Origin of the sequence: Streptomyces sp. NPDC015661 (genome assembly GCF_043077765.1) — a bacterium.
Classification (GTDB): domain Bacteria; phylum Actinomycetota; class Actinomycetes; order Streptomycetales; family Streptomycetaceae; genus Streptomyces.
This window is the reverse complement of record NZ_JBIBST010000007.1, coordinates 489,759-506,886: the sequence shown is the minus strand read 5'-3', so window position 1 is coordinate 506,886 and position 17,128 is coordinate 489,759. Positions and strand designations below refer to the sequence as shown.

The 17,128-nt window shown below is 71.9% G+C and carries 18 protein-coding genes; 9 read left to right on the top strand and 9 right to left on the bottom strand.

Annotation, left to right across the window (positions count from 1 at the left end; translation table 11 throughout):
* Position 1 precedes the first annotated feature (1 nt).
* From ACF07V_RS21745 to ACF07V_RS21715, 7 genes are all read right to left on the bottom strand, one after another.
* Complete coding sequence (locus tag ACF07V_RS21745; RefSeq protein ID WP_392156335.1) at positions 2 to 1,324, bottom strand: methylaspartate mutase; 1,323 nt, start codon at positions 1,322 to 1,324, stop codon at positions 2 to 4.
* Positions 1,321 to 1,809, bottom strand: a complete 489-nt coding sequence (locus ACF07V_RS21740; RefSeq protein ID WP_392156334.1) for a cobalamin B12-binding domain-containing protein — start codon at positions 1,807 to 1,809, stop codon at positions 1,321 to 1,323. The genes ACF07V_RS21745 and ACF07V_RS21740 overlap by 4 nt, the downstream gene beginning before the upstream one ends.
* A gap of 102 nt (positions 1,810 to 1,911) precedes the next feature.
* Positions 1,912 to 2,322 carry a cupin domain-containing protein gene (locus tag ACF07V_RS21735; protein ID WP_392156332.1) on the bottom strand — a complete coding sequence of 137 codons (411 nt, stop codon included), beginning with the start codon at positions 2,320 to 2,322 and terminating at the stop codon, positions 1,912 to 1,914.
* Between the two features lie 47 nt (positions 2,323 to 2,369).
* Positions 2,370 to 3,854: a vanadium-dependent haloperoxidase gene (locus ACF07V_RS21730; RefSeq protein ID WP_392156331.1), complete on the bottom strand. Its 1,485-nt coding sequence runs from the start codon at positions 3,852 to 3,854 to the stop codon at positions 2,370 to 2,372.
* Between the two features lie 45 nt (positions 3,855 to 3,899).
* Positions 3,900 to 4,538, bottom strand: coding sequence for an HD domain-containing protein (locus ACF07V_RS21725; protein ID WP_392156330.1), 639 nt, complete (start codon positions 4,536 to 4,538; stop codon positions 3,900 to 3,902).
* Between the two features lie 87 nt (positions 4,539 to 4,625).
* Positions 4,626 to 5,108, bottom strand: a complete 483-nt coding sequence (locus ACF07V_RS21720; protein WP_392156328.1) for an HPP family protein — start codon at positions 5,106 to 5,108, stop codon at positions 4,626 to 4,628.
* A 515-nt stretch (positions 5,109 to 5,623) separates the two neighbouring features.
* Entirely contained in the window at positions 5,624 to 6,049 is a 426-nt protein-coding gene (locus ACF07V_RS21715; protein ID WP_392156327.1) for an SMI1/KNR4 family protein, read from the bottom strand.
* Between the two features lie 443 nt (positions 6,050 to 6,492).
* Between ACF07V_RS21715 and ACF07V_RS21710 the strand changes: the two genes are divergently transcribed.
* Together ACF07V_RS21710 and ACF07V_RS21705 are read left to right on the top strand one after the other, a co-directional pair.
* Complete coding sequence (locus ACF07V_RS21710; protein WP_392156325.1) at positions 6,493 to 6,984, top strand: hypothetical protein; 492 nt, start codon at positions 6,493 to 6,495, stop codon at positions 6,982 to 6,984.
* A 122-nt stretch (positions 6,985 to 7,106) separates the two neighbouring features.
* Positions 7,107 to 8,648 carry an NCS1 family nucleobase:cation symporter-1 gene (locus tag ACF07V_RS21705; RefSeq protein WP_392156324.1) on the top strand — a complete coding sequence of 514 codons (1,542 nt, stop codon included), beginning with the start codon at positions 7,107 to 7,109 and terminating at the stop codon, positions 8,646 to 8,648.
* Here ACF07V_RS21705 and ACF07V_RS21700 read toward each other — a convergent pair.
* Both ACF07V_RS21700 and ACF07V_RS21695 read right to left on the bottom strand, forming a co-directional pair.
* The gene (locus tag ACF07V_RS21700; RefSeq protein WP_392156322.1) at positions 8,602 to 9,393 is read right to left on the bottom strand and encodes a serine protease; all 792 of its coding nucleotides are present in this window, start codon (positions 9,391 to 9,393) and stop codon (positions 8,602 to 8,604) included. The two genes, ACF07V_RS21705 and ACF07V_RS21700, sit on opposite strands and share 47 nt — an antisense overlap.
* Positions 9,394 to 9,819: 426 nt before the next feature.
* On the bottom strand, positions 9,820 to 10,875 hold the full coding sequence (locus ACF07V_RS21695) for a biotin/lipoate A/B protein ligase family protein (protein ID WP_392156320.1): 1,056 nt from the start codon (positions 10,873 to 10,875) through the stop codon (positions 9,820 to 9,822).
* Positions 10,876 to 10,987: 112 nt separating this feature from the next.
* Here ACF07V_RS21695 and ACF07V_RS21690 point away from each other — a divergent pair, with 112 nt between their 5' ends.
* The 7 genes from ACF07V_RS21690 to ACF07V_RS21660 all read left to right on the top strand — a co-directional run bounded on the left by ACF07V_RS21690 (position 10,988) and on the right by ACF07V_RS21660 (position 17,125).
* The gene (locus ACF07V_RS21690; RefSeq protein WP_392156319.1) at positions 10,988 to 11,824 is read left to right on the top strand and encodes an inositol monophosphatase family protein; all 837 of its coding nucleotides are present in this window, start codon (positions 10,988 to 10,990) and stop codon (positions 11,822 to 11,824) included.
* A gap of 72 nt (positions 11,825 to 11,896) precedes the next feature.
* Positions 11,897 to 13,309, top strand: a complete 1,413-nt coding sequence (locus tag ACF07V_RS21685; protein WP_392156434.1) for a phytoene desaturase family protein — start codon at positions 11,897 to 11,899, stop codon at positions 13,307 to 13,309.
* Positions 13,310 to 13,319: 10 nt separating this feature from the next.
* A complete protein-coding gene (locus ACF07V_RS21680; RefSeq protein ID WP_392156318.1) occupies positions 13,320 to 13,940 on the top strand; it encodes an L-threonylcarbamoyladenylate synthase in 621 nt (206 codons plus the stop codon).
* Positions 13,941 to 14,049: 109 nt separating this feature from the next.
* Positions 14,050 to 14,826: a metallophosphoesterase gene (locus ACF07V_RS21675; RefSeq protein WP_392156317.1), complete on the top strand. Its 777-nt coding sequence runs from the start codon at positions 14,050 to 14,052 to the stop codon at positions 14,824 to 14,826.
* A gap of 72 nt (positions 14,827 to 14,898) precedes the next feature.
* Positions 14,899 to 16,377: an AlkA N-terminal domain-containing protein gene (locus ACF07V_RS21670; protein WP_392156315.1), complete on the top strand. Its 1,479-nt coding sequence runs from the start codon at positions 14,899 to 14,901 to the stop codon at positions 16,375 to 16,377.
* A 22-nt stretch (positions 16,378 to 16,399) separates the two neighbouring features.
* The gene (locus ACF07V_RS21665) at positions 16,400 to 16,900 is read left to right on the top strand and encodes a methylated-DNA--[protein]-cysteine S-methyltransferase (RefSeq protein ID WP_392156313.1); all 501 of its coding nucleotides are present in this window, start codon (positions 16,400 to 16,402) and stop codon (positions 16,898 to 16,900) included.
* A 21-nt stretch (positions 16,901 to 16,921) separates the two neighbouring features.
* Positions 16,922 to 17,125 carry a type II toxin-antitoxin system VapB family antitoxin gene (locus ACF07V_RS21660; RefSeq protein ID WP_093873280.1) on the top strand — a complete coding sequence of 68 codons (204 nt, stop codon included), beginning with the start codon at positions 16,922 to 16,924 and terminating at the stop codon, positions 17,123 to 17,125.
* The last annotated feature ends 3 nt before the right edge of the window (positions 17,126 to 17,128 follow it).

The window sequence follows — 17,128 nt, the reverse complement described above, 5'->3', positions numbered from 1 at the left end:
GTCACACGTTCGAAGGAGAGCCGAGAGAACGCCGGCCACGGGAGGCGGCGTCGAGAACGGGGGCGTCGAAGCCGTGCTGCACGTGCCCGAGCATGGTCAGGAACCCGTCGGCGCTCAGTCGGGCGGCACCCGCCGGGGCCACGGCCCGTACCGGCATCGCCCCGGCCGCCAGCCACTGCAGCCGGCCCGTGTCGTCGACATAGGCGCGGGTGCGCTGCGCGTTGTCCGCGTGCAGGCAGAACGGGACGTCCAGATAGCCGCGGGCGAACGCGCCGAGAAGGGCCCTGCCGACGTCCGGGTCCAGTTCCAGCACGGCCTCGACCAGCGTGCGGGCCTCCTCGTACAGGCCGTCGTCGGCGCCCGGTCCACCGTCCCCGCCCTCGCGTCCCAGCGCGGGAACGGCCTGCCGGGCGGCCAGGGCGGCCTCTTCGAGGGCCTGCACGTTGTCGGCGACCGTCGGGATCCGGAACGCCTCCGCGGCGGTCTTCACGATCAGCCGCTCCGCGTCCGTCACCCGGGCCAGCACGGCACTGGACCGCAGGAGCTCCAGAGCGCCCCCGCCGGTGCGGGGGAAGACCCCCATGTACGTGTAGAGCACGACGTGCCAGGCCACGTCACCCAAGTACTCGCCCGCGAGCCGGCGCAGCGCGGCGACGGCCGCCACGTCCTGGTCGAAGCTCGTCTGCTGCGCGTAGCTGAGGGAGATGCTGGTCAGGCCGTGCTGCCGGAAGAACATCCCTTCCAGGACCGAGATCGCCACCAGCAGGCTGGGCGGGCACATCTGGCCGAGCATGCAGCCGCCGAAGCTCTCCAGGTGCGCCCCCGGCACGTGTGCGGCGAGCAGTTCGCAGCTCTTCGCCCAGGCGTCGACCGACTCCCTCAGGGGAGTGCGGCTGTAGGGGAGGCAGTACGAGACGGGCCCGCCCTCGGTGGCGTCCAGGCCCGCGTCGACGAGGGCCTGGACGATCCCCAGCGGGAGCGGTGAGCCGTGCCGGACCTGGATGGCGAACGAGGGGGCGGCCAGTGAGGCGATCATCTCGCGGGTGGCGGCGGCGCCGTGCGCGACGATCGGGAAGCCGTTGAGGTCGCTTCCCTCGGCGAGGGCCTTGCGCGCGGAGTCGTGGTCGCCGACGCGGGTGTAGCTGTCCAGGGTGATCGTGCCCACCGTGGTCGCGTTCGCCTGCCGCACCGCCCGCAGACCGGCTCGCATGGAGGCGATGTCCGGCATGCCCATACGGGGCTGTACGACGAGTTCGCCGCGGGCCGCGGCCTGTGCGACCGCGGTGCCGAACCGTCCCTGCGCGGGGGCCGGCTGCCCGCTCACGCGGTGGCCTCGAGTTCGGGGGCGTACGGGGCGAGTTCGAGGTAGGCGCGGAAGGCGTCGACACCGGCGGTGTCCTCGAAGACGGCGTCGAAGCCGGCGTCCATGAGCTGCTGCCCGAAACCGGTGCCGGTGGCGTCGCCCGCGCCGCCGCGCGTGCCGAGCTTGCCGCCGATGACGACCGGCAGCCGTGCCAGGTCGGGCTCCTCGCGCAGGCGCCGGATGAGCCGTCTGCCGTCGAGGAAGCCGTGCCCGTTGACGCTGCTGATCACGACCATGTCGGGGCGGTGGCGCCTGCATTCGGCGATCAGAAGGGCATCGGGGACGCAGGCGCCGATGTTGACGACCTCGTTGCCCATCTCCTCGAGCAGGAGCTGGAGGAAGACCAGATTCCAGGTGTGGGAATCGGAGGAGGTACTGGAGACCAGTACCCGGGGATGACCGGCGAAGGCCGGGCGACTACCCTGCGCGGGTGAGGGCAGAGCCATGAATCTCACTCCCAAGCGTGCGATCGGTTGTGCCTGGATCAAGGGGTGTGCCCCAGGCTGTCCAGGGCCTGGGGCACACCGTTTACGCGGCCGTACGGGGGATCAGGCCGCGGAGGTCACCTCGCGGATGGGCTTGGTGGGGGTCCTGACCTCGGCCGGCTTGGTCCGGATCGCCAGCACCGTGCAGCCGGAGCTCGACGACATGCGGTGCTCGGTCCCCGGGCCCTCGACCACCAGGTCGCCCTTGAAGTAGGAGACGCCGTCGCTGTGGTCGAGCTGACCGTCCAGGACGAGCATCAGCTCGTAGCCGGTGTGCTCGTGGAAGTCGCCGTGCGCGGTCGGCGGGAACCGCAGCAGCAGACCGACGGAGTCCTCGCCCTTCTCGCTGTCCGGCGCCCACAGCACATGGTGCTCGACACCGATCCGGCCCGGCTCCTGCCATGCCGTCCACTCGATGTCCTTCAGCTCGAATCCGCTGCGGAACACGTTCTTGATGTATTCGACCTCAGCCATGCTCTCTCTCCTTGCCTGATGCCCCTCGCCGGATGACGGGCGGGGGATCAACGGGTGTTGGTGTGGGTCCCGTCGAAGTACGTCCGGGCCTCTCGCCACACGTCCCGGGCGAGCTTGCGGCCCTGCGCTGCGGCCACCTCGTGGTCGAACTCCCAGTGCACGCCGGCGTACAGCCGGGACTCGCCGACCTCCTGGGCCGCGTCGCTGAAGGTGTTCCACTTCAGGGCGACGTCCTTGCTGGGCATGCCCGTCTCGATCTTCGAACTGCCCGCCCTGACGGTTCCGGTGCCCCCGTACGCGTCGGACCCGGTGTACCGCTTGAGGATCTCCGCCCCCACCGCGGTGAAGCCGGTGTGCCCGGATCCGTACGCCGCGAAGGCCGGTGTCTTCAGGTAGGGCCGCCACTGCGAGCCGTCGATGGTCTGCGTGCCCTTGTTCGGGCCGGCCCAGCCGCGGATCTGCCGGCCGTCCATGGCGTAGCGGATCATCGTGATCGGACGGCCGTAGTCGAAGTGGACCTTCGTCTGCCAGTCGACGCGGGCCTCGTCGCCCTCCGCCATGTTCAGCGCGAAGAACATCTTCACGTCCTGATCGAGGCCGTGACGGTCCCGCTGGGAGACGAACGCCGCCCACTCCTGCGGGATCGAGGCGGAGGTGGTGGCCCCGTACTGCCAGTACTCGGCGATGGCCTTCTGCCGCTCGGTCAGGTTGGCGTTGCGCTCCATCTGACGGGCGATGGCCTGCCGCGACTCCTCGCTGCCGTACGCCGGCGGCGCCGCGGGCAGGTAGCTGTCCGGGTCGTCGACGAGGAACGGCTTCTGCTCGGCGAAGTGCGGGGTGAGGAAGTTGTGCACCATGCCGCCCACCATCTGGGGCGCCCAGCGGGACGGGTCGACGATCTTCGACTTGTCGAAGTGGTCGATGTCCTGCGGCGGGTTGACCGGCTTGTAGTAGCCGTCCGGGGTGGCGTAGGCCGGGGTGGCGCCCTGGCGGGACCCGTCCTGGTGACGCACCTTCAGGACGGCGTCCGTGGCCTCGACGGCGACCGCGGCGGGTGAGCCGGGGGCCGGGTTCTCCGCCTCCGCGGGGTCGTAGCCGAGCTGGGTCAGCTTGGCGTCGAACGTCGCCTTCTGCAGGGGGAACAGGTCGCCCAGGGCGCGGGCGGCGGCGAAGGAGACGGCCTCGCGCTTGTTGTCGTAGGTCCGCTCGGGCGCGGGGCGGCGCAGGCTGCCGCCGAGCTGGGTGCCCACCGCCCGGTGGTCGTAGGCGGCCCAGGCGTCGTAGATCGCCTCGTGGACGACGGCGAAGGTCCGGGCGCCCACGGGCGGCGGGGTGGGGTGCTCGGAACCCTTGTGGTTGACCGCCAGGGCGGCGGATATCTCCTTGTTCCACTGGAGCACCACGTTCTCGGCGTCGGCCGAGTGGTCGCGGTGGCTGTGGCCGGACGCCTGCGCGGGCAGGGTCACCGAGGCGAGCGCGACGGCGATCGCCGAGGACAGCACCCAGCGGCGGCGGGATGTCGACGTACTCATGGGGTGGTTCTCTTCCTTCTCTGACGAGACTTCTTGCGCGGTCTCTTACGCGGACCAGTCGGAGTTCTCGATGACCTCGACGAAGTTCGGTCGCACGTAGCCCTCGGTGAACCTCTCCAGGACGTCGGCCTTGACGTTGCCGAAGGTCGTGTCCGGACGGCGGGTGATGCCGTCGTTGAAGGCCTGGAGGATCCGCCGCTTGAAGTCGGGACGCGGGTGGGCGGCCACCACGGCGGCGCGGACCTCGTCGGACACGTCGTGGTAGCCGATGCCGAGGACGTCGAGCTCGACGCCGGCGGTCACCAGGGCGATCTCGGGGGCCATCCGGGAGGGGATCTCCGGGGTGGTGTGCAGGGCGATGGCCTCCCAGGCGATACGCGCCCGGTCCTCGTCGATGCCGTGGCCGATGAGGAACTTGCGCGCCTCGTCGGCGCCGTCGATCTCGAACCGCTGGTCGTTGTCCCGGTAGGGCTCGGTCAGCCCGAGGTCGTGGAACATGGCCGAGACGTAGAGCAGTTCCGCGTCGAAGGTGAGGCCGCGGTTCTGTCCCTGGAGCGCGCCCCACACATAGACGCGGCGCGAGTGGTGGTAGATCAGGTCGTCGGTGGCCTCACGGATGAGGTCGGTGGCCTCCTGGGCGATCCGGCTGTCCGGGATCCTGACGCCTGCGATGTCCGAGCTCATTTCAATTTCCTTTACGGTGAACAGAAGGGACGGAACAGAGGGGGTGGAATAGAGGGGAGGGAACAGAGGGCGCGGAGCAGAGAGGAACTACCACCAGTAGGCGGGATAGCTGCTTTTGGCGGAGGCCCTGCCCGCCGCCACTCCCACGAGCACGAGAATCACCGTCGCCAGCAGAAGAAGCGGAAGGAAAACCAGCGCGTCGGGCTCGGTCGCCACCACGATGACGGCCGTCGCGGCGGCCGGTGAATGCGGTGTCCGGGCGATCTGCATCACTCCGAGGGCCAGTCCGCCGGCGACGGCGGAGGCCCAGACGGAATCGCCGGCGATCCACAGCACGACGAATCCGGTCAGCGCGGAGAGGAGCTGTCCGCCGATCACGCTGCGCGGCTGGGAGAGCGGCAGTGCCGGCGCCCCGTAGATCAGCGCCGCGCTGGCGGCCAGCGGGGGGATCAGGAGGACCCGGTCGATCGCGGACCCCACCGCGACCAGCAGCACGAGCCCGACGACGGAGGCAGCGGTCGCCGCGACGACGATCCCCGTGGACGGGCGTGGCGGGGCCTTGCTCGCCACGCGCCTCCCCGACCGCGAGGAGGAATCGCTTTCGGCTCCGGCTCCGGAATCCCGGGGGGAGGCGGATGTTTCGGGCGCGGCGATGATGTCCTCCTTGGAGAAGTGATGCAAACGGAAGCAGTGCCCACGGGAAGGTGCGAATGAATTCACGGAAACCGGAAGCTTCGGCTCCCCGGCGCACCTCGATGAATTCCCGGTTGGCTGACGCCTTGCGGCGATGGCTGAAAGCTACGTGATCGCTTGACGCGGATTCAAATAGTGGATTGCGCGGGGGGACATAGGCTCAACCGTTCCCAAAGAATCCCTATGGCCCGGCATCGACTGTCGATGACTGGTGAGTAACACCGCCTGACCAGGGCCCGGGGCGGCACGCGGCGGGCCGTGGCGCCCCGGAACGTCCACCTCCGGCGGTCCACATGCCGATCGCTCCTGCCGGAGGTGCCCCGCCCGGACACCCCGTGGAACGACAAGAGCCCCGCCACAGAGTGGCGGGGCTCCGTCGATCCCGTGAGGGATCAGGGAAGGGACTCGAAGGACGGTCCGTCAGGCGCACGGTCGCGGGCGCACAACGTCACGTCCCTCCCCTTGAGATAGGCGAGCAGCCACTCGCCGAACGTCATCTCGTAGAGAGTCCAGGACGGACTGTCCATCTCCTGGACCAGGACGCGCCACGGTGACGAGGGCTCCTCGGGAACACGGAGGAAGATCATCTCCCCCGTCGTGGCCGTCGCCACCGGCAGCAGTTCACCGGGGCTCGTCCCCGCCGCATCCGGCAGGAACTCCGCCATGTCCTCCTCGCGCCAGAACTCGAGGTCCTGCCTGATCATCGTGCCCAGATCGTGCAGAAGATGACGGGCGGGGTGCTTCAGATAGAGCTGCCCGTTCACCGAGATCGAGCCGTAGGCATCCACGATCTCGTGGAAGTCCGCGGGGAATGCCACGCCCAGCTCCCGCTCCAGCGCGGTCCACGGCGCCGGGTCAGACCAGTTGAACCGGGGTTCGCCCAACAGGGCCCGAATCTCCGAAAGCGTTGCCACCATTGGGCCCCTTCTGGCAGGTCGAGCCGATGCCGGTACTGGAGTTGACCGCCGTGCACGAGTGCCGGCTGGACGGCAGGCTCGCATTCCGGGCACTTGGGCAGACCGTCCGCACCGCTGCGCGACCTGCGGTCGGCCTTGGTGAGGAACGCCCAACGCGCTCAGGTCACGGCGTCTGGATCTTCATCAGCGCTCTGACAGTCAGTCAAGTGGGCGCGCAATTGGGGCATTTCAAGGGTCGAGTCGCGAACGTCGAATGTGCATTGCCGGACTTGTCGGCTGCCTGGCTTCACGCTTTCTGATGGTGTATAACCCGGGCCGAACTCACGTCGATCGAAGGTGCGGCCATGCCCACGACGGAAGAACTGGCGGAACCGGCAGAGCGGGAAGAGCCCGAGGAGGCCCCGCTCACGCGAAAAGAACGGCGTCGTCGTGGCATCGCCGTCGCGGCGGTGCTGCTGCTCGCCTGCGGCGCGTTCGGCACGTACCGGCTGCTCGGCTCCGAGCGCTCGGCGGCTCCGGGGCAGGGCGCGCCCGTGGCCGCCGCCGATGTGACGTACGAGGTGCTCGGTGAGGGGAGCGCCGACATCTCCTACCGGGGGACCGGTGGCGAGAAGGAGGTCGTGGTCAGGAACGCCACGCTCCCGTGGAAGAAGGCCGTGAGCGTCCCCGTCGGCGCCGCGCCGCTCGTCCACGTCACGCTCGGCGAGAAGGGGGGCACGGCGAGCTGCGCCCTCGCCGTCCACGGCCGGCACGTCCAACGCGCCACGGCCACCGGCGCCTTCGGCCGTACGACATGCGGCGGTGGAGCGCCCGTGGCCGCCGAGGGGGCCCGCTGAGCCGGTGACCGGGCGTTCCCCTTTCCCTTGACGCCCCCGCGCCGCAGGACAAGACTCCTTCCGGTCAAGAACCCCACGCCCCGCACGGCCTCGTTCCGTCCCCCGAACGAAGGGTTCCGTCCATGACCGCAACCGCTTCCTCCGGCAGACCCGGCCCCTCCGAACTGCACGACGGCCCTGTCGAGCTCGCGCCCGGCACGGCCCCCGCCGACCCCCGCTTCGTCAACGACGACCTCCTCCCCGTCCCGGTGGCCGGGCGCCGCTGGACCACGTACAACTTCGCCGCCCTCTGGGTCGGCATGGCCCACAACATCCCCTCCTGGATGCTCGCCTCCGGTCTCGTCGCCCTCGGCATGGACTGGAAGCAGGCCGTCCTCACGATCGCCCTGGCGAATGTCGTCGTCCTCCTGCCGATGCTGCTCACCGGGCACGCCGGACCGAAGTACGGCATCCCCTTCCCCGTCCTCGCGCGCGCCTCCTTCGGGCTGCGCGGCGCGAACCTTCCCGCGCTCGTCCGGGCCGGCGTCGCCTGCGCCTGGTTCGGCATCCAGACCTGGATCGGCGGTCAGGGCGTCTTCGTCCTGCTCGACAAGGTCTTCGGCGGTGGCTGGGCGGACGTCGCGAAGGTCGCGGGGCAGCCCTGGACCCTGTGGCTCTGCTTCGTCCTCTTCTGGGCGCTCGAACTCGCCGTCATCCACCGGGGGATGGAGGCCCTGCGCCGCTTCGAGAACTGGGCCGCGCCCTTCGTCATCGTCGGCGCGCTCGCCCTGCTCGTCTGGATCACGGTGAAGGCGGGCGGCCTCGGTCCCCTCCTCGACCAGCCGTCCAAGCTCGGCTGGGGCCCCGACTTCTGGTCGGTCTTCTTCCCCGCTCTCATGGGCATGATCGCCTTCTGGGCCACGCTCAGCCTCAACATCCCGGACTTCACCCGCTTCGGTGCCGGCCAGCGGTCCCAAGTCCTCGGTCAGGCCCTCGGGCTGCCCACCACGATGACCCTGTTCGCGCTGCTCTCGGTGCTCGTCACCTCGGGCTCGCAGGCCGTGTACGGGGCGCCGGTCTGGGACCCGGTCGCGCTGGCCGCGAAGACCGACAACGTCTTCGGCCTGCTGTTCGCCCTGGTGACGGTGCTCGTCGCGACCCTGTCGGTGAACATCGCGGCGAACGTCGTCTCCCCGGCGTACGACCTCGCCAACCTCGCCCCGCGGCTGGTGAACTTCCGTACGGGCGCGCTGATCACCGGCGTCGTCGGCGTGCTCATCATGCCGTGGAAGCTCACCGCCACCCCGGAGCTGTACATCTTCACCTGGCTCGGCCTGGTCGGCGGCCTCCTCGGTACGGTCGCGGGCATCCTCATCGCCGACTACTGGCTCGTCCGCCGGACCGTCCTCGACCTCGGAGGCCTCTACCGGGCCGACGGCCCCTACTGGTACCGGGGAGGCTGGAACCCGGCGGCCGTCCTCGCCTTCGTGGTCGGCGGCGTCCTCGCGGTCGGCGGCTCCCACTCGGCGCCGGGCGCGGGCCCGTTCCCCGAGGACGGCCTGATCCCCTTCCTCGAACCGCTCTCCGACTACGGCTGGGCCGTGGGCCTGGCCGCCGCCCTGCTCCTCTACACGGCCCTCATGAGGCGCGGGGCAGCTTCCCGGCGGTCCTCCCGATCCAGCTGAGGTAGGACCAGACCCGGGTGTTCACGGCGGGGGTGTCGGTCGCGCAGCCCTTCCCGTACGAGACCAGTCCGACCAGGTACGGCGTCCCCGCGACCGTGTGCACGAGGGGGCCGCCGGAGTCGTACTGACAGGTGTCCCGCCCGGGCGCGTACGTGCAGAGCTGGGCGGCGGTGACCCCGGACATGCCGCGGGTGCCGCACGTCGGGCTGCTCATGGTGCCGAGGACCACGGTCCGCAGGACGTCGGAGGTGCGGCCCCCGAAGGAGGTGGCGCCCCAGCCGGGGGCCTCGACCTGGGTGTGGTCGAAAGCGCCGTGGGCGTACCGGGCGGGCAGGGCGACCGGCCGCACGTCACGGTTGAACGCCACCGGTTCGGCCAGCCGGATCAGCGCGATGTCGTCGCGCTGGGTGGCCGGGTCGTAGCCCGGGTGCGGGAGGAACGAGGCCGGGGCCGCGAGCACCGCGTTCGGGCTGTCGTCCGCGCGCGTCAGGTCGTGGTCGCCGAGGAGCACCCCCACGCGCGCGGTGCTGCTGTACGAGCCGGTGAGACAGTGCGCGGCGGTCAGCACGTACCGCTCGCCGACCAGCGCCCCACCGCACATCACCCGCCGCTCCTCCCGGTCCACGAGCCCGACCATGTACGGGTACTGATGGGGCCGTGCCTCCTGCCCGCCCACGACCGCGTACGCGTGCGGCGCGACACCGAGGGGGCACACGCCCAGCACCGCGCCCGCGACCGTCGCCATGAGCTTCCTCGCCCGTCCCACCTGATCTCCGCCCTGTCGACACCGTGTTCCGGGCCCGGCGACGGTGCGGAGACGTTTCCGCACGTCCGTCCCGGCCCGCGTGGGCATCAACGACGGGGGCACGGTGGGGTCACCTGATCACGGGGCCGGACTGGTGACCGAGGCGGTGCTCAGCGGTCCGCGTCGGGTGCCCGGCCGGGAGCGTGCGCGGCGGCGGCCGCGTCCCAGGCCGGGCTCCGCCCGGGAGCGGCCCCCGCCCCGTTGTGGGCATGCGTTCCGCCGGGGCGGAACGCATGGGCACGACGGACGGCGCCCTTGCCGGCGCCAGAGGCTTCCGTGCCTGGACCCGCACCCGTTGCGCGGCGCCCTGGGGTGCGGGTTCAGGCGCAGGGGGCGAGGCGCCGCCAAGCGCGTCGGCCCGGGTGACTACGGCACCCGGGCCGTCCACTCCCGCGTGCCGAACTTGGACTCCGCCAGCTCCTTCGCCCGCGTCAGTTCGTCCTCCGTGAGGCTGCCCACCGTGAGGCCGTAGCGGTTGCGGAAGGACGCGATCATCCGGTCGATCACCGTCTCGCGCGGCAGGCCCGTCTGGCGGCGCAGCGGGTCCACGCGCTTCTTCGCACTCTTCGTGCCCTTGTCGGAGAGCTTCTCCCGGCCGATCCGCAGCACCTCCGTCATCTTGTCCGCGTCGATGTCGTACGCCATCGTCACGTGGTGCAGGACCGCGCCCTCGCCCGCCACCAGCCGCTTCTGCGCCGCGCCCGCGATCTTGCCGGCGTCCGTCGCGATGTCGTTGAGCGGCTGGTACCAGGCCCGGATCCCCATGTCGCCGAGCGCGCCGAGCACCCAGTCGTCGAGGTAGGCGTAGCTGTCGGTGAAGGACAGGCCCTGCACGAGGGCGTCGGGGACGGAGAGCGAGTACGTGATCGTGTTGCCCGGCTCGATGAACATCGCCCCGCCGCCGCTGATCCGGCGCACCACCTCGATGCCGTGCCGCTCCGCCGCCTCCGGGTCGACCTCGTTGCGCAGGGACTGGAAGCTGCCGATCACCACGGCCGGGGCGCCCCACTCCCACACCCGCAGGGTCGGCGGGCGGCGGCCGGACGCCACCTCGGCCGTCAGGACCTCGTCGAGCGCCATGTGGAGCGCGGGGGACTGCGGCGGCTCGTGGATCAGCTGCCAGTCGTAGTCGGTCCAGTCCGTGGCGTGGGCGAGTGCGCGGCGGACCGCGACCCCGACGCCCTCCGCGGTCAGGCCGAACATCTGTGTGCCCGGCGGGAGCGCCGCGTCGATGCGCGCCGCGAGTCCCGCGGCGTCCGTGTCGACCGGCGCGCCCTCCAGGGCCCCGTCGATCGCGAGGATCGCCTCGTCCGGCTCCAGGAAGAAGTCGCCGGCGACCCGGACGTTCCGCAGGACCCCGTCCTCGGTGTCGAGGTCGACGACCACCAGTTTTCCGCCGGGGACCTTGTACTCGCCGTGCACGGAAGCCTCCCTGTAAGTAAGGGGTGAACTCGGCCAAAGGGTACTCCCCGGGGAAACGGAGGATGACAAGTGCGGCATTCCGGTTGTCAGCGGCCCGTGCTTAGCTGGAGGCATGATCGAAGACTTCCTTGAAAGCGTCCTCGGCGGCCGTACGACCGAGGTCGAGGAGGCCGTCCGCAAGGCGGCCGCCGCCGAGATCATGCCGCGCTTCCGGCAGCTCGCCGCCGACGACATCGTCGAGAAGAACGGCCCGCACGACCTGGTCACCGTCGCCGACCGGGCCGCCGAGGCGCACCTCACCGCCTCCCTCACCGCCCTGCTGCCCGGCTCCGTGGTCGTCGGGGAGGAAGCGGTCCACGCCGACCCGACCCTGTACGAGGCGCTGCGCGGCGACGCCCCCGTCTGGATCGTCGACCCGGTCGACGGCACGCGCCAGTTCGTCCACGGCGACCCCGGTTTCTGCACCCTCGTCGCCCTCGCCCGGCACGGCGAGGTCCTCGCCTCCTGGACCTTCGCGCCCGCTCTGGAGGAGTTCGCCGTCGCCGTGCGCGGGCGCGGCGCCACCCTCAACGGGCAGACGATCCGGTCGGGTTCGCCGGCGCCCGGCGAGGTCCTGGAGGTCGCCACCTCCCACCCCGACTACACCACCCCGGACCAGAAGCGGGCGCTGCTCGGCCTGCAGGTCGAGGGCGTCCGGCCGCGCCCCTGCGGCTCTGCCGGGCTCGAATACCTGGCCGTGGCGCGCGGAGAGCTGTCCGGGACGGCCTTCTCCTGGGAGTACGCCTGGGACCACGCCGCCGGACTGCTCCTCGTCGCCGAGGCGGGCGGCGCGACCACGACGATCGCGGGGGAGCCCTTCCGTATCGCCGGGGGCAACGCGCTGCCGTTCACGACCGCACGGGACGCGGCCACCGCGGAGCGGATCCGGACGCTCCTCGGGGGCGCGTGAGTCACCGACCGGCCCCCGCCTATCCTGGGAGCCTTGGCCATCGGCTGACGAAGGAGTCCGAAGGTGACGAACGTGACGTCGATGTTCGATGCCGTCGTCGTGGGGGCGGGGCCCAACGGACTGACGGCCGCTGTCGAACTGGCCCGGCGCGGGCTCTCCGTGGCCGTCTTCGAGGCCAAGTCCACTGTCGGCGGCGGCGCCAGGACCGAGGAGCTCACCCTCCCGGGTTTCCGTCACGACCCCTGCTCCGCCGTGCATCCGCTCGGTGCCGGCTCGCCCGTCTTCAAGACGATGCCGCTCGACCGGTACGGCCTGGAGTGGCTCCACCCCGAACTGCCCATGGCCCACCCCTGGGACGACGGCACCGCCGCCGTCCTCGCCCGCTCCGTCGCCGAGACCGCCGCCTCCTTCGGGCCGCGCGACGCCGGGACGTACCGCAGGCTCGTCGCCCCCTTCCTCGGCAAGTGGGACACCCTCGCGAGCGACTTCATGCAGCTGCCGCTCACCGCGCTGCCCCGCGACCCGGTCACCCTCGCCCGCTTCGGCCTCGCCGGACTGCCGCCGTCCACCTGGCTGATGCGCAGGTTCCAGGACGAGAAGGCGCCCGCGCTCTTCGCCGGCATGGTGGGCCATGTCATCGCCCCGCTGGGCGGCTTCGCCACGGCCGCCGTCGGCCTGGTCTTCGCGCTCGCCGCGCACGCGGGCGGCTGGCCGATGCCCCGGGGCGGCTCCCAGTCGATCTCCGACGCCCTCGCCGCGTACCTCAAGGACCTCGGCGGCGCCGTCCACACCGACTTCGAGGTCAAGCGGCTCGACGACCTGCCGCCCGCCCGCGCCTACGTCTTCGACACCTCGCCCGCCGCCCTCGCCCGGATCGCCGGCTTCGGCGGGCACTACGACCACTACAAGTACGGCGCCGCCGCCTTCAAGATCGACTACGCGCTCGACGGGCCCGTGCCCTGGACCGCCGAGGAGGCCCGCCGGGCCGGCACCGTCCAGGTCGGCCCCACCGCCGGCGAGATCGGCACCGCCCTGCGCGAGGCCTCCTCCGGCACCGCGCCCGAGGCCCCCTTCCTCATCACCGCCCAGCCCAGCCTCGTCGACCCCTCCCGCGCCCCCGAGGGCAAGCACGTCTTCTGGGCCTACGGCCATGTGCCCCACGGCTGGCGCGGCGACCTCACCGAGGCGATAGAGCGTCAGATCGAGCGCTTCGCCCCCGGCTTCCGCGACCGCGTCCTCGCCCGCGCCACCGCGGGCCCGCCCGAACTCGCCGAGCGCAACGCCAACTACATCGGCGGCGACATCGCCTGCGGCGCCGCCCGAGGCCTCCAGCTGGTGCTGCGCCCCAGGCTCTCCCTCCGCCCCTACGCCACCCCGCACCCGGCGGTCTTCCTCTGCTCCTCCGCGACCCCGCCCGGTCCCGGCGTGCACGGCATGTCCGGGCACAACGCGGCGAAGGCCGTGTGGCGGAGCCTGCGAAAATAGACTGCTCCCCATGGCCAAGTACTTCGACGTGCACCCCGACAACCCCCAGCCCCGCACCATCGGCGCGGTGGCCGAGTCCATCAGGAACGGGGCGCTCGTCGCGTACCCGACCGACTCCTGCTACGCGCTCGGCACCCGGCTCGGCAGCCGCGACGGCATCAGCCGCATCCGCGCCATCCGCGACCTCGACGACCGGCACCACTTCACGCTGATGTGCGCGAACTTCGCCCAGCTGGGCCAGCTCGTGCACATCGACAACGACGTCTTCCGCGCGGTCAAGGCGTCCACCCCCGGCGCGTACACCTTCATCCTCCCGGCGACGAAGGAGGTGCCGCGCCAGCTCCTCCACCCCAAGAAGAAGACCGTCGGCGTCCGCATCCCCGACCACGTCGTCACCCAGGCGCTCCTCGCCGAGCTCGGCGAGCCGCTGCTCTCCAGCACCCTGCTCCTGCCCGACGAGGCCGAACCGCTCACCCAGGGCTGGGAGATCAAGGAGCGGCTCGACCACCAGGTGGACGCCGTCCTCGACTCCGGCGACTGCGGCACCGAACCCACCACCGTCGTCGACTTCTCCAGCGGCGAGCCCGAGATCGTCCGCCGCGGCGCGGGGGACACCACCCGCTTCGAGTAGCCGAACCGGGGAAGGCCACCGGTCCCGGATCGGCCCTTCCCGGCCCGCCCGTGATCACCGTACGGTCGCGTGAACGCCCGTTCACGCGCACCCACGGAGGTCCGGCCGCATGATCGTCATCGCCCACGTCAGCGACGTCCACATCGACGGCGATCCGCGCAGCCAGGACCGCACCCGCGCCGTCCTGCGGTACCTGGAGGAGCTGCCGTACGACCTGGCGGCCGTCCTCGTCACCGGCGACATCGCCGACCACGGGACCCCGGACGAGTACGCGGCGGCGCGGGAGCTGCTGACCTCCCGCCACCCGCTGCTCGTCTGCCCCGGCAACCACGACGACCGCGCCGCCTTCCGCAAGGGCCTCCTCCCCGAGGAACACCTCACCGAAGAGGCCGCGCCGCGCCCCTACGCCCCCGTCAACCAGGTGATCCGAGGCGAGGGTTTCGTCATCGCCCTCTGCGACTCCTCGGTGCCCGGCGAGGACCAGGGCCTCCTGGAGGACGAGACCGTCGAGTGGCTCGACGGCGTGCTCGCCGCCACCCCGCACGAGGTGCCCGTCCTGGTCGCCTTCCACCACCCGCCGGTGCCGCTGCACACCCCGTACGTGGACGGGATCCGCCAGTTCGGAGAGGAGCGGCTCGCCGCGCTCGCCGACCGCCACCCCCACCTCACGGCCTTCCTCGCGGGCCACGCCCACACCGCCGCCGCCACCACGTTCGCCGGGCGTCCGCTGCTCGTCGCGCCCGGCGTCGTCTCCGCCCTCCGGCTGCCGTGGGAGAACCCGACCGACGACCCGCACGTCCACCTCGGACTGCCGCCCGCCCTCGCCTTCCACGTCCTCGGCGAGGACGGCCGGCTGACCACCCACTACCGGACCGTCACCCTCTGAGACCGGCAGGGGGCGGACGTCCATGTCGTTTTCTCGCCAGCCCACGAGCCGTCCGTCCCCGATCCTGGAACCATGCACACCGACACCGAGCGCTGCGTACGGGCCGTCCAGTCGAAGGAGGCCCGTTTCGACGGCGTGTTCTTCACCGCCGTCCGCACCACCCGGATCTACTGCCGGCCCAGCTGCCCGGCCGTCCCGCCCAAGCCGGAGAACATGGAGTTCCACCCCAGCGCCGCCTCCTGCCAGCGCGCCGGCTACCGGGCGTGCAAGCGGTGCCGGCCCGACACCAGCCCCGGCTCACCCCAGTGGAACGTCCGGGCCGACGCCGTCGCCCGCGCCGTCAGGCTCATCCAGGACGGCGTCGTCGACCGCGAGGGCGTCCCCGGCCTGGCCCGGCGGCTCGGCTGGTCCACCCGCCAGATCGAACGCCAGCTCCTCGCCGAGCTGGGCGCCGGACCGCTCGCACTGGCCCGCGCCCAGCGCGCCCAGACCGCCCGGCTGCTCATCGAGACCACCGTGATGCCCTTCGGCGAGATCGCCTTCGCGGCCGGCTTCTCCTCCATCCGCACCTTCAACGACACCATCCGCGAGGTCTTCGCCCTCACCCCCGGTGAGCTCCGCGCCCGCGCCGCCCGCCGGTCCTCCCTGCAAGCGAGCGCGACCCCGGGCGTCATCAGCCTCCGGCTGCCGTTCCGCGCCCCACTGGAACCCTCCAACCTCTTCGGGCACCTCGCCGCGACCGCCGTCCCCGGCGTGGAGGAGTGGCGCGACGGCGCCTACCGGCGGACGCTGAGCCTCCCGTACGGACACGGCATCGTCGCCCTCGCCCCGCGCCCCGACCACATCGCCTGCCGCCTCTTCCTCACCGACCCCCGCGACCTCACCCACGCGATCAGCCGCTGCCGGCGGCTCCTCGACCTCGACGCCGACCCCGTCGCCGTCGACGAGCAGCTCCGCACCGACCCCCTGCTCGCCCCGATCGTCGACAAGGCGCCCGGCCGCCGGGTACCGGGGTCCGTCGACGCCGCCGAGTTCGCCGTACGGGCCGTCCTCGGCCAGCAGGTCTCCACCGCCGCCGCCCGCACCCACGCCGCCCGCCTCGTCACCGCGCACGGCGTCCCGATCGACGACCCCGAGGGCGGCCTGACCCACCTCTTCCCGAGCCCCGAGGCGCTCGCCGCCCTCGACCCCGAGACCCTCGCCCTGCCGCGCAGCCGCCGCACCACCCTCCTCACCCTCGTCCGGGCCCTCGCCGACGGCTCGCTCCCGCTCGGCCCCGCCGACGACCGCGAGGAGGCGCGCGCCCGGCTGCTCGCCCTGCCCGGCTTCGGCCCCTGGACCACCGAGGTCATCGCCATGCGGGCCCTCGGCGACCCCGACGCCTTCCTCCCCGGCGACCTCGGCGTGCGCCGCGCCGCCGAGGCGCTCGGACTGCCCGGCACCCCGGCCGCGCTCACCGCCCGCGCCGCGCACTGGCGCCCCTGGCGGGCCTACGCCGTCCAGTACCTCTGGGCGACCGACGACCACCCGATCAACCTCCTTCCCGTGTAACGGACCGTCAGGAACCCATCCCATGCCCACCATCCAGCACACCGTCGTGGACAGCCCCTACGACCCGCTGACCCTCGTCGCCGTCGACGGCGTCCTCAGCCGCATGTACATGACGGGACAGCGCCACCGCCCGCCCGAGGAGACCTTCGGCGAGCCCGACCCGCGCCCCTTCGGCGAGGCGATCCGCCAGCTCGACGCCTACTTCGCCGGCGAACTCACCGAGTTCGACCTGCCGTTGAACCTGGTCGGCACCCCGTTCCAGCTGCGCGTCTGGGAGCAGCTCCTGCGCATCCCGTACGGGGAGACCCGGACCTACGGCGAACTCGCCGAGGAGCTCGGCAGCCCCGGCGCCTCCCGTGCCGTGGGCCTCGCCAACGGCAAGAACCCCGTCACCATCATCGTCCCCTGCCACCGGGTCATCGGGTCGGGCGGCAGCCTCACCGGCTACGGCGGCGGCCTGGACCGCAAGCAGCGGCTGCTCGCCTTCGAATCGGGTGCGGCGGAACCCGACGCCCTGTTCTGAGCAGGGTGTTAGGTTCCCGCCATGGCCAAGGTGAACATCGGTCTCGACGCCGAACTCGTCGTGGAAGTCATGGTCCTGGCAGGCATCGGCAACCCCCAGGACGCCGTCGAGGCGGTGGTCCGCGACTACATCGCCCGCGGCCACCGCACCGAGGCGCGGGCCGTCAGCCGCGACGAACCCCAGCGCACCGGCGAGATCGTCCCGCCGGAGCCCCCGCAGGGGTGAGGT

Bases quoted from the DNA above. Each gene is read 5' to 3' on its own strand.
- ACF07V_RS21740 (WP_392156334.1), bottom strand. From the start codon at position 1,809: ATGGCTCTGCCCTCACCCGCGCAGGGTAGTCGCCCGGCCTTCGCCGGT.
- ACF07V_RS21735 (WP_392156332.1), bottom strand. From the start codon at position 2,322: ATGGCTGAGGTCGAATACATCAAGAACGTGTTCCGCAGCGGATTCGAG.
- ACF07V_RS21730 (WP_392156331.1), bottom strand. From the start codon at position 3,854: ATGAGTACGTCGACATCCCGCCGCCGCTGGGTGCTGTCCTCGGCGATC.
- ACF07V_RS21725 (WP_392156330.1), bottom strand. From the start codon at position 4,538: ATGAGCTCGGACATCGCAGGCGTCAGGATCCCGGACAGCCGGATCGCC.
- ACF07V_RS21710 (WP_392156325.1), top strand. From the start codon at position 6,493: ATGCCCACGACGGAAGAACTGGCGGAACCGGCAGAGCGGGAAGAGCCC.
- ACF07V_RS21705 (WP_392156324.1), top strand. From the start codon at position 7,107: ATGACCGCAACCGCTTCCTCCGGCAGACCCGGCCCCTCCGAACTGCAC.
- ACF07V_RS21700 (WP_392156322.1), bottom strand. From the start codon at position 9,393: ATGGCGACGGTCGCGGGCGCGGTGCTGGGCGTGTGCCCCCTCGGTGTC.
- ACF07V_RS21690 (WP_392156319.1), top strand. From the start codon at position 10,988: ATGATCGAAGACTTCCTTGAAAGCGTCCTCGGCGGCCGTACGACCGAG.
- ACF07V_RS21680 (WP_392156318.1), top strand. From the start codon at position 13,320: ATGGCCAAGTACTTCGACGTGCACCCCGACAACCCCCAGCCCCGCACC.
- ACF07V_RS21675 (WP_392156317.1), top strand. From the start codon at position 14,050: ATGATCGTCATCGCCCACGTCAGCGACGTCCACATCGACGGCGATCCG.
- ACF07V_RS21670 (WP_392156315.1), top strand. From the start codon at position 14,899: ATGCACACCGACACCGAGCGCTGCGTACGGGCCGTCCAGTCGAAGGAG.
- ACF07V_RS21665 (WP_392156313.1), top strand. From the start codon at position 16,400: ATGCCCACCATCCAGCACACCGTCGTGGACAGCCCCTACGACCCGCTG.
- ACF07V_RS21660 (WP_093873280.1), top strand. From the start codon at position 16,922: ATGGCCAAGGTGAACATCGGTCTCGACGCCGAACTCGTCGTGGAAGTC.